The organism is Trueperella sp. LYQ143, from assembly GCF_046599595.1.
GTDB lineage: Bacteria > Actinomycetota > Actinomycetes > Actinomycetales > Actinomycetaceae > Trueperella.
On the sequence record NZ_JBKIWR010000017.1, the window covers coordinates 46,763 to 52,941 of the forward strand.

At 52.9% G+C, this 6,179-nt stretch carries 4 protein-coding genes; all 4 read left to right on the top strand.

Going from position 1 to position 6,179, the window contains the following annotated elements:
* Positions 1 to 20 precede the first annotated feature (20 nt).
* The 4 genes from gatC to ACLHIL_RS07385 all read left to right on the top strand — a co-directional run bounded on the left by gatC (position 21) and on the right by ACLHIL_RS07385 (position 5,305).
* Positions 21 to 320, top strand: coding sequence for an Asp-tRNA(Asn)/Glu-tRNA(Gln) amidotransferase subunit GatC (gene gatC, locus ACLHIL_RS07370; protein WP_411297310.1), 300 nt, complete (start codon positions 21 to 23; stop codon positions 318 to 320).
* Positions 317 to 1,813 (top strand): Asp-tRNA(Asn)/Glu-tRNA(Gln) amidotransferase subunit GatA, encoded by a 1,497-nt coding sequence (gatA, locus tag ACLHIL_RS07375; protein WP_411297311.1) that lies wholly within the window; start codon positions 317 to 319, stop codon positions 1,811 to 1,813. Before gatC ends, gatA begins: the two co-directional genes overlap by 4 nt.
* Positions 1,814 to 3,304, top strand: a complete 1,491-nt coding sequence (gene gatB, locus ACLHIL_RS07380) for an Asp-tRNA(Asn)/Glu-tRNA(Gln) amidotransferase subunit GatB (protein ID WP_411297312.1) — start codon at positions 1,814 to 1,816, stop codon at positions 3,302 to 3,304.
* A 582-nt stretch (positions 3,305 to 3,886) separates the two neighbouring features.
* Positions 3,887 to 5,305 carry an NAD-dependent malic enzyme gene (locus tag ACLHIL_RS07385; RefSeq protein WP_411297313.1) on the top strand — a complete coding sequence of 473 codons (1,419 nt, stop codon included), beginning with the start codon at positions 3,887 to 3,889 and terminating at the stop codon, positions 5,303 to 5,305.
* Positions 5,306 to 6,179: the final 874 nt, after the last annotated feature.

A 6,179-nucleotide genomic window follows, 5' to 3' on the forward strand; every position in this document is an offset into this window, starting at 1 on the left:
AAAGTATTACACTGAACGACATGTCGATATTTTCTGAAGAAGAAGTCGCCCGTCTGGCTGACTTAGCACATATCGCGTTGACACCGCAGGAAACCGTGAAATTTACGACGGAGCTCAATGAGATTGCCGAAAAAATGAGTAAGGTTTCTGAGATTGTCACTGACGATATTCCGATGACCTCCCATCCGATCCCCTTACAGAATGTGTGGCGTGAGGATGATGAGATTCAAGAGGTGGATATTGAGGCCGTTTTGGCGTCAGCGCCGGCACATGAGGATGGCAAATTTATGGTGCCACCGATCCTAGGGGAGGATGCATGAACACGCTATTGAAGCTCAGTGCGTGCGAGTTAGCGCAGAAGCTGCGGGCAGGAGAAATCACCTCAGAGGAATTGACGCGGGCGTGTTTAGATCGAATCGCCCAGACGAATGAGAAGCTCAATACTTTCTTGTTCGTTGACGAGGAAGGCGCATTGGAGGTTGCTCGCAGTGTTGACGCCGATCGCGCGGCCGGGCGGGAACTGCCGCCGTATGCGGGTGTGCCGGTAGCAATCAAGGATAATATGTGCAATCGCGGGCGTCCGACGACCTGTGGGTCAAAGATGCTGGAAGGTTGGCTTGCGCCATACGACTCGACAGTGGTGGCTAACCTCAAGGCTGCTCGTTTGCCGATTGTGGGCCATACGAATATGGACGAGTTCGCAATGGGTTCTTCTACGGAGAATTCTGCCTTTGGTCCGTCGGTTAATCCGTGGGGGGAGAATTTGATTCCTGGCGGGTCCGGCGGTGGGTCGGCGGCTGCGGTGGCAGCGTTCCAGGTTCCGTGGGCATTGGGTTCGGATACGGGTGGTTCTATCCGTCAGCCGGGAGCTATGACGGGAACTGTCGGTACGAAGCCAACCTATGGCAATATCTCGCGCTATGGAATCGTCGCTTTGGCTTCCTCGCTCGATCAGGCCGGGCCGGTTGCCCGCAATGTGATGGACGCGGCGGTATTGCAGGAGATTTTGTCGAGCTATGATCCCAATGATTCAACTTCGTTGCCACATCCGGCGGATCACCTCGTTGAGGCGACGCAGGATGGGGCAAACACTGAAGATCTGACGGGTGTGAAGATCGGTGTGGTAAAAGAGATCGAATCTGAGGGTTGCGAGGCTGGCGTGATGGCGGTCTTTGATGAGGTCGTCCGTAAACTTGTTGCCCGCGGTGCGGAAGTTGTGGAGATTTCATGCCCGTCATTCGATGCGGCAATTGCTGCGTATTATCTGATTATGCCGGCGGAGGCCTCGTCGAATTTGGCTCGGTTTGATGGCGTTCGCTATGGAAACCGGGTAACGCCGACGGATGGTCCGGTGACTGCTGAGACGATGATGAGCGCTACGCGCGGTGCCATGTTTGGTTCGGAAGTCAAGCGCCGTATTTTGCTGGGAACGTATGCCTTATCTACCGGTCATTACGATGCGTTCTATGGTTCGGCTTTGCGGGTACGGACTTTGGTACAGCGGGATTTGGCGGCGGCTTTTGAAAAGGTTGATGTGCTCTTGACTCCCACGGCGCCTACTGTGGCTTTCCCGTTTGGGTCAAAGACGGATGACCTCATGGCCATGTACCTCAATGATTTGACGACAACTCCGGCGAACCTTGCGGGTGTGCCGGCGATGTCGGTGCCAGCCGGTTTGGCAGATGGTTTGCCCGTCGGTGTTCAAATTATTGCACCTGCGCATGAAGACGCGCGTATGTATCGAATCGGAGCGATGGTGGAAAGCTCCGCGGATCCTGCAGTGTTGCACTGCCCGGCAGGGGAGGAAGCCTAAATGGATGAATTAATGGACTTTGACGAGGTCTGCGCGAAGTACGATCCCGTTTTAGGTTTGGAATGTCACGTCGAGTTATCAACAAAGACTAAGCTTTTTGATCGTGCCCTCAATGCGTTTGGTGGGGATTCCAATACCTACACCACGCCGACTTCCTTAGGTCTGCCTGGTGCATTGCCGACGTTGAATCGGGCAGGTATTGAGTATGCGATTCGGTTGGGTCTGGCGTTGAACTGTAAGATTGCTTCCTCGTGTCGCTTTGCTCGTAAGCAGTATTTCTATCCGGATCTGTCAAAGAATTTCCAGACGTCACAGTCGGATGAGCCGTTAGCTTATGACGGCTATTTGGATATTGAGTTGGATGATGGCGAGATCTTCCGGGTGCATATTGAGCGTGCGCATGTTGAAGAAGATGCTGGCAAGAACGTCCATATGGGTGGCGATGGCCGGTTGCAGAACGCCTCGTATTCGCTGGTTGATTACAACCGCGCTGGGGTGCCGCTGGTGGAGATTGTAACTAAGCCGTTGGAGGGTGCGGGAGCTCGTGCCCCGGAAGTGGCGGCAAAGTACGTCAAAACGATTCGGGATATTGCACGGGCGATTGGTGTTTCGGAAGCTCGGATGGAGCGGGGCAATATTCGCGCTGACGTCAATGTGTCTTTGCGTCCTAGCCCAACATCGCCGTATGGAACCCGCACGGAGACGAAGAACGTCAATTCTTTTAAGGGGATTGAAGGCGCGGTTATTTACGAGATGCAGCGTCAGGGTGCGGTGTTAGAAGCTGGCGGTTCAGTGTTGCAGGAGACTCGGCACTGGATTGAGACGGAGGGAAAGTCTATCTCTGGTCGGCCTAAGTCGGATGCGGATGATTATCGCTATTTCCCGGAGCCAGATCTGGTTCCGGTTGTGCCGTCAAAGGAATTGGTGGAGTCGATTCGGGCCGCGCTTCCTGAGTTGCCGGCAGCTAAGCAGCGCCGTTTGAAGGGCGAGTGGGCAGTATCGGATCGGGAGATGCGGGACATCGTTAATGCGGATGCTGTCGATGTTATTGACGCTGCCGTGCAAGCTGGGGCGAGTCCGGCGGGGGCGCGCAAGTGGTGGATGGGCGAGTTGGCCCGTTATGCCAAGGAGAGCGGATGTGAGTTGGCAGATGTGCCGGTTACTGCGGAGCATATTGCGGAACTTGATCTGTTAGTTACTGACGGGACGCTCACCGATAAACTTGCGCGTCAGGCCTTGGAGGGCGTTTTAGCTGGTGAGGGCAGCCCTCGTGAGGTTGTTACGGCTCGCGGGCTGGAAGTGGTTTCCGATGATGCAGCTTTGGCGGCGGCAGTGGACGCAGCTTTGGCGGCGCAGCCTGACGTCTTAGAGAAGATTCGTTCTGGTAAGGTGCAAGCCGCTGGTGCGATTGTGGGAGCAGTGATGAAAGCGACGGGCGGTAAGGCTGACGCGGCGCGGGTGCGGGAGCTCATCATGGAGCGCGCACAGTAGCTAACTGTTGCTCTCGCTATCTTGGCTGTGCTGAAGCGAGCAGATATGGCTGCTGTCTGCACGCGATTGTTACCGGGAGGCTGTGACGAGTTATTACGTCACAGCCTCCCGGTTTCGTCTCTGAAACTCCAAAAAGATGCGCGCTATGAGTGAAGTTAAAACCGTGCCGAATCAATCTCGCGTAATCACTGCTACGAACTGATAATTCATTCCCACAACAGATACTCAACATCCCCAAAAACGATACGCAACACCGCATGAAGGGGGGGGGCGCAACCCGCATCACAACACTCCTTAAAGGAAACAAAGTGTTGCAATTCCAACGAGAATTCACAGGGATCTGGTGGCGCAGATCTACCACGAGTTAACGAGATATGAGCTGCTAAGCAGCGTGTGGTTGAAGTTGAAAGCTGCGTATGTGAGTGGTGTCCGTGTGCGGTAACAACTTGATTGGATCGGCAGATGGGATGGTCGGTGGTGTGAAAAAGTAGTCGAGTTTTTCGCAGGATGAAATATTCGGTAGGTGCGCAAGATTATTTGGCACAATAGCCTGGGCAAATACCTGTTCATTGAGAGGACGTTATGGTCAACGCATATCCAAGTTACGCTGTTACGCTGCGCATTGAAACAGAATATGATCCGCAAGCTACAGCAAAAGTTATTACGGCTATTTCGCGCGAAGGTGCCATGGTGACTGGCGTTGACATGGTCCGTTCTGATGAGAGCGCTTTGCTATTTGATATCACGTGTTACACCTTTGATCTCAGCCATGCAAAGTCTATTCGTGCTCAACTGGAAGAACGCGAGGGCGTGCGGGTTTACGGTATTCATGACGCGACCGTTCAGGCTCATTTGGGTGGAAAGATTGAAGTGACGCTGAAGCGTCCTTTGCGTACTCGTCAGGATTTGTCGAAGATTTATACCCCTGGGGTGGCGATGATCTGTGAGCAGATCGCTGAGGATCCAACGGTTGCGCGTCGGTTAACGATTAAGAAGAACACGGTCGCGGTGGTGACGGATGGGACGGCGGTATTAGGTTTGGGAGATATTGGCCCAACGGCTGCCTTGCCAGTGATGGAGGGAAAGGCGGCGCTATTTAAGAATTTTGCCAATGTTGATGCGTGGCCGATATGTCTTGATACGAAAGATCCAGAGGAGATTATTGCCATCGTGAAGGCGTTAGCGCCGGGGTTTGGCGGAATTAATCTGGAGGATATTTCTGCTCCACGTTGTTTTGAGATTGAGCGTCGCTTGCGTCAGGAGTTGGATATTCCGGTTTTCCATGACGATCAGCATGGCACGGCCGTTGTGGTGTTAGCAGCGCTTATTAATGCGTTGAAAGTCGTCGGGAAAAACATTGCTGACGCACGAATTGTTGTCTCTGGTGTGGGGGCAGCCGGAAATGCCATTATTCGGCTGCTAAAGCGCCAAGGTGCGCAGGATATTATTGGTGTCGGGCGTGCTGGCACTTTGGGAGCATTTCGGCGTGAGGCGGATCCTGATCGGGATTGGTTGGCGCAAAATACTAATCCGCGCCAGATTGACGGTTCGTTAAAAGAGGCTTTGCGCGGTTCGGACGTTTTCATCGGGGTGTCGGCTGGCAATATTTTGAGCGGTGAAGATATTGCGACGATGGCGCCGGGAGCTATTGTTTTCGCGTTGGCAAATCCGACGCCGGAAGTTGATCCGATTGAAGCTGGGCGGTATGCCGCGGTAGTGGCGACTGGGCGTTCGGATTATCCTAACCAGATCAATAATGTGTTGGCGTTCCCGGGGCTGTTCCGAGGTATGTTGGATGTTCGTGCTCATGAGGTGACGGATGAGATGCTGGTGGTTGCGGCAAGTGCTATTGCTAGTACCGTCAAGAAGGAAGAACTGAATGCAAACTTCATCATTCCGGGCGTATTCCATGACGAATTAGCGGATAAGGTGGCAAGTGCAATTCGTGAGGAATTCTCGCATAAACACAGCGAATTAGCGGAAAGGTCTGATCGTATCTAGCCGGGTTCTCGGTTCATATACGGTTCTCGCCACTGGTGGGGCGTGCATAGTAGGTATTGTGCACACCCCACCAGTGGCATTTGCAGTTTATGCGGGGGATTGTTTGGATTTCAGTCAATGAGCGGTGATGATGATCTGCTCGTGGTGTTGTTATACCTAGGATATTTGGGGGAGATTTTTCGATGTTTATGGGTTCTCCCTTTCGCGCCGCGGTATAGGGTATGCGCTTCGGTGGGGAAGGCTAAGCACTGTGCGTTGGAAATTACGGGGTAGTGACGCGTGGTGAGTGAAAGGGGAACTCGCGCGACGGCGGAATAGTGGTATTTACTGGCTGGAAAGGCAATATTCCGCGGAATCTTCTAAATATCTGCCAAGAGAAAACCTGTCCACTGTAACGCGCTGTGTGCTCGCTCATAAGCTGGGAAAACGCTGTAATTTCGGTGCTTGATCCGCTTGTGAGGAGTGACACCGCGATGTGGTTTGACCATCTCGCACATTGCCTCGTAAAGTTTTTTCTTGCCGCTGAGGGAGTCAGCAAGGCGAACCGGCAAAGAAAAATGTCGGGCGCTGCAGATGAGCTAAGTGGCGGATCGCTTCAGCGATGTGAATCACAAGATTCAGCTTGAAATGAGTCGAAAGATTTACTACTCTGGAGAGGTTGCTCCTGAGGGGGTGGATCCGGTAAGGATCTGTCATCACAGGTGAGTGTGTTGTTTGATATCTCAATAGTGTGCTAGTTTTTTATGTTTTTGTTTTCTGGTTGGTGCTGGATGTTTTGTTTGGTGCTGGCTGGGTTTTTGTGCCAGATGTTTCTGGTTTTTTGAGCTGGTTTGCTCTCTGGTTTTTTGTGGAGAGTTTGATCCTGGCTCAGGAC

What these genes read in the sequence shown, in the direction of transcription:
- gatC (WP_411297310.1), top strand. Translation starts at nt 21, where the DNA reads ATGTCGATATTTTCTGAAGAAGAAGTCGCCCGTCTGGCTGACTTAGCA.
- gatA (WP_411297311.1), top strand. Translation starts at nt 317, where the DNA reads ATGAACACGCTATTGAAGCTCAGTGCGTGCGAGTTAGCGCAGAAGCTG.
- gatB (WP_411297312.1), top strand. Translation starts at nt 1,814, where the DNA reads ATGGATGAATTAATGGACTTTGACGAGGTCTGCGCGAAGTACGATCCC.
- ACLHIL_RS07385 (WP_411297313.1), top strand. Translation starts at nt 3,887, where the DNA reads ATGGTCAACGCATATCCAAGTTACGCTGTTACGCTGCGCATTGAAACA.